This window comes from Fibrobacter sp. (assembly GCF_017551775.1).
In the GTDB taxonomy this organism is placed as follows: Bacteria; Fibrobacterota; Fibrobacteria; order Fibrobacterales; family Fibrobacteraceae; genus Fibrobacter.
On sequence record NZ_JAFZKX010000097.1, the window covers coordinates 1 to 4,413 of the forward strand.

4 protein-coding genes are annotated in these 4,413 nt (G+C 53.7%); 3 read left to right on the forward strand and 1 reads right to left on the reverse strand.

Annotated elements, in window-relative coordinates:
- Window positions 1–117 precede the first annotated feature (117 nt).
- Together IK012_RS11640 and IK012_RS11645 are read left to right on the forward strand one after the other, a co-directional pair.
- Window positions 118–405 (forward strand): hypothetical protein, encoded by a 288-nt coding sequence (locus IK012_RS11640; RefSeq protein WP_290954743.1) that lies wholly within the window; start codon window positions 118–120, stop codon window positions 403–405.
- The gene (locus tag IK012_RS11645) at window positions 405–1,175 is read left to right on the forward strand and encodes a hypothetical protein (RefSeq protein WP_290954745.1); all 771 of its coding nucleotides are present in this window, start codon (window positions 405–407) and stop codon (window positions 1,173–1,175) included. The genes IK012_RS11640 and IK012_RS11645 overlap by 1 nt, the downstream gene beginning before the upstream one ends.
- A gap of 787 nt (window positions 1,176–1,962) precedes the next feature.
- Here IK012_RS11645 and glgC read toward each other — a convergent pair.
- On the reverse strand, window positions 1,963–3,213 hold the full coding sequence (gene glgC / locus IK012_RS11650) for a glucose-1-phosphate adenylyltransferase (protein ID WP_173380077.1): 1,251 nt from the start codon (window positions 3,211–3,213) through the stop codon (window positions 1,963–1,965).
- 283 nt (window positions 3,214–3,496) lie between these two features.
- Here glgC and IK012_RS11655 point away from each other — a divergent pair.
- Window positions 3,497–4,413: phosphoenolpyruvate carboxykinase domain-containing protein (locus IK012_RS11655; RefSeq protein WP_290954747.1), on the forward strand; the 917-nt coding region annotated here is incomplete at its 3' end.

Below are 4,413 nucleotides of genomic sequence, written 5' to 3' on the forward strand. Positions count from 1 at the left end.
GAGGCTTTGGCGGCTTCGGCGGTGACGGCGGCTTTGGAGGCTTCGGCGGTGACGGCGGCATGGGCGGCTTCGGCGGCGACGGCGGCATGGGCGGCTTCGGCGGTGACGGTGGCATGGGTGGCTTTGGTGGTTTCGGTGGTGATGGTGGCATGGGAGGCTTTGGCGGTTAACGAACGATTTTATTCCCTTTTGCGAAAAAATCCCGCATCGTTTGGTGCGGGTTTTTATGTGTTTATTCCTGGTTTGTTGGCGGAAATTTGGGGTAAAAAACCCCGAACGGGTGTTTTCTGGACGTTTTTTTTAGTGGTAAATTTTGAATTTACCATAAGTTACGGAGCGGAGTTGCGCACGGGACCTATATTTATGGCGTACGGGATGATCAATCAATCAAACAAGGAGCAATAATGAACTTCAAGAAACTTGCTATGGTCCTCTCCGTTACAGCGGCCCTCTGCTACATGGGCTGTGAGGATTCCACCTCGGTAAGTGTAGATGACGATGAAAACGATCAGCCGGTACTTTCGAGCGAATCGAAGGATGCTACGGGAGATAATATTACTTCCAGCGAATCCAAGGACAATACCGGCGGTCAGGAACAGGCCGTCTCGAGTTCCTCCGTGAAGGAAGACAACGGTGCTGCGGCCGCTAGCTCGTCTGATGCGGCACCCGCAAGTTCCGCCGGTACGGCACCCGCAAGTTCTGCTGATGTCGGCCCTGTTGCGGGTCCCGGAGCTGTAGTGTATGATACGTCCTTTGCTTTTGACAGCACTGCCTTCGCCGACATGATGAAGTGCGACGAAGAAGGCGCTACCCAGAATATGATGGGTGCTGCCGTGTTGGTTTGCAGGAACGGCCAGTGGGAATATGACTCCACGGCGACTGCCGAAGCCAACAAGTGCGATGAAGAAGGTGCCACGAAGACCGAAGATATGATGGGCATGATGGAAATGACTTATGTCTGCAAGGACGGCCAGTGGACCATGGATATGTCTAGCATTGGCGGCGGTAACTGGAACTTGGGTGATTCTAGCTTTACGATGCCCGGCGGTGGCAACTGGAACATTGGCGATAGCATTGGGGGTGGATACTTCAACTGGCGTGATTCCAGCTTCACGATGCCTGGTGGCGGCAATTTCGGTGGCGGTAGCTTCGGTGGTGACGCTGCCGGCGAATAAGATTTTCAAAACCAACCAACCCACATAAAGAAAGGCTCGCACGTTTTGTGCGGGCCTTTTCAATACCGTTCGTTCGACGTTTCATGAACTGAATCTCCGGTATCTCACTCACTCTCGCCACCGCCCCAGCTTAACGCATGGGGCTTTGTGGCTCACCAATACCGTTCGTTCGTCGTTTCATGAGCAGAACCTCCGGTATCTCACTCACTCTCGCCACCGCCCCAGCTTAACGCATGGGGCTTTGTGGCTCACCAATACCGTTCGTTCGATGTTTTATGAACTGAACCTCCGGTTCCTCACTCACTCTCGCCACCGCCCCAGCTTAACGCATGGGGCTTTGTGGCTCACCAATACCGTTCGGGGCTTGAAGTGGGCTTACAAAGGCCTCGATTTGCAAGGTGTACATACCAATTGTTGCTGTTTTGCTTTTTAGTATGTAAGTTGCTAGTTTGTGTGTAACAAAAAGCGCAAAATTCCTGCTTGGGCGTCCTCAAATGTTAAAAGAAAGCCCCGAAAACGTTCTTTCGGGATAAAAATCTGTGAATTTATTTGAAATTTTACATACCTAAAGCCGTCTGAGCGGCCTTTTGGTATGTATAAGTCAAAAAATCGCCTTTCTTAGGGCGCCTAGGCTTGGCGCTCTTCGAGCGCAAGCTTGGCCGCTCGGTCATAGAAAATGCAAGCATTTTCTGCGGCATTCGCTTTATCTGGCTTGGCGCTCTTTGAGCGCAAGCCTTTCGGCTCGGCCATAGAAAAATGCAAGCATTTTTCTGCGGCACTCGCCTTATCAGGCTTTTATAATCGTGTCCTTGGCGAGGACGACGATGCCGGATTCTGTCACGTGGAAGAGCTTCTTGTCGCGTTCCAGGTCGTAGCCGATCTGGAAGCCGGCCGGAATGTGCAGGCCCTTTTCCACGATTGCGCGGCGCACCTTCGCGCCGGGCCCGATGGTCACGTTCGGGAACAGAATCGATTCTTCGACAAGAGCATCTTTCTGGATGGACACGCCGGGGGAGAGGATGCTTTTGACCACGGTGCCGCCACCGATGATGCAGCCCGAAGACACGATGGAGTCGATGGCGGCACCCTGGTGGGCGTTGCCATCGCCCGCGAAGAATCGTGCGGGCGGCTGGTTCCAGTTGAACGTACGGATGGGCCAGTAGTTGTTGTACAAATCGAACGGCGGGTTCTCGGAACACAGGTCCATGTTCGCCTCGAAGAAGGCGTCGAGCGTTCCCACGTCGCGCCAGTAGCCCTTGGTAGAAGCCTGTTCGCCGCGCACGATGTTCGTGTTGAAGTCGTACACGTAAACGGGGTAGTCCTTGTACAGGCTCGGGATGATGTGTTTGCCGAAGTCGGTCGCGCCGCTCGCCGCACCCTTCATGAGTTCGCGCACCAGGAACTTGCTCGTGAAAATGTAGTTGCCCATGCTCGCGAGGCAGTAGCCGGGGTTGCCGGGCATTTCCTTCGGGTTCTTGGGCTTTTCTTCGAAGCCGATCATGCGGTTGTCCTGGTCCACTTCGATGATGCCGAATTCACGCGCTTCCGAGACGGGCACGGGAATTGCGGCGATCGTGAGCAGTGCCGCGCGGCTCAAGTGGAAGTCGATCATCTGGTTGATGTCCATCTTGTAGATGTGGTCACCGCCGAAAATCGCCACTAGGTCCGGGCGCTCGTCCGTAATCAGGTTGATGTTCTGGAAAATCGCGTCGGCGGTTCCCTTGTACCAGTCGTCACCGGTGCGCATCTGTGCAGGCACCAGGTCCACGTACTGGTCCAGGCTCGCATTCAGGTTCCATGCTGCGGAAATGTGCTTGTTCAGCGAGTCGCTCTTGAACTGCGTGAGCACCTTGATCTTGAAGATGCCGGAATTGATGAAATTGTTCAGGACGAAGTCGATGATGCGGTATGTTCCGCCAAAGTGCACGGCGGGTTTCGCGCGGTCGCGGGTGAGGGGCTGCAGACGGCTGCCCTGACCGCCGGCCATGATCATGCAAAGGATGTTTTTCTGGTGTTCCCTAGAATAAGACCAGCTCATATAACCTCTTGTGTATCTCGGAGTTACCTATTCAACATATACATGCGTAATCTACGTTTTTTTCAATGGAAATGTAAACTTTTTTCTTAAAAAGTCTAAAAAAATGCCAAATATCGCGGGCGCCGTTTCTGGTGCAAATTCGGGCAGACCGGTACTGGCGGATGGCCGCGTGTTTTTAATCAAAAATTTTTATGGCACCCCTGCGATGGAATCCTGAATTTTTGTAAATTTAACCGCGTTCGAAAAAATCGAAAAAACACGTTAAACCAAATAGGAGCTCACTATGAGTCTTACTCTCAACGACATCAAGCACTCGAAGATCAAGGCTTGGGTTGAAGAATGCATCGCTATGTGCGAACCGGACAACGTCGTCGTTGTCGACGGTTCCAAGGAAGAATATGACGCCCTCATGCAGAAGTGCGTGAAGGCCGGCCTCGCCACTCCGCTCAAGGCCAAGGAAAACTGCTTCCTGTTCCGTTCTCTCCCGTCTGACGTGGCTCGTGTCGAATCCCGTACGTTCATCTCCTCCGTGAAGGAAGAAGATGCAGGTCCGACCAACCACTGGATCGACCCGAAGGAACTCAAGGAAACCATGAAGGGCCTCTACAAGGGTTGTATGCACGGCCGTACCATGTACGTGATTCCGTTCTGCATGGGCCCGCTCGGTTCTCCGATCTCCAAGAACGGTATCGAACTGACCGACTCTGAATACGTTGTTCTCAACATGGACATCATGACTCGCGCCGGCAAGAAGGTTCTCGACATCCTCAATGCCGACCAGAACGCTGAATTCGTTCCGTGCCTCCACTCTGTTGGTAAGCCGCTCAACAACGGTGAAACCGACGGCGGCATCTGGCCCTGCGCAGACGTCGAACACAAGTACATCACTCAGTTCCCGGACGAAAAGCTCATTTGGTCCTACGGTTCTGGCTACGGTGGAAACGCCCTCCTCGGCAAGAAGTGCTTTGCTCTCCGCATTGCTACCGTTCTCGCTCGCGACGAAGGCTGGCTCGCCGAACACATGCTCATCCTCAAGCTCACGAACCCGAAGGGCGAAGTCAAGTACGTTACTGGCGCCTTCCCGTCTGCTTGCGGTAAGACGAACCTCGCCATGCTCATCCCGACTATCCCGGGCTGGAAGGTCGAAACCATCGGTGACGACATTGCATGGATGAAGTTTGGCAAGGATGGCCGTCTCTA

Bases quoted from the DNA above. Each gene is read 5' to 3' on its own strand.
- IK012_RS11645 (WP_290954745.1), top strand. From the start codon at position 405: ATGAACTTCAAGAAACTTGCTATGGTCCTCTCCGTTACAGCGGCCCTC.
- glgC (WP_173380077.1), bottom strand. From the start codon at position 3,213: ATGAGCTGGTCTTATTCTAGGGAACACCAGAAAAACATCCTTTGCATG.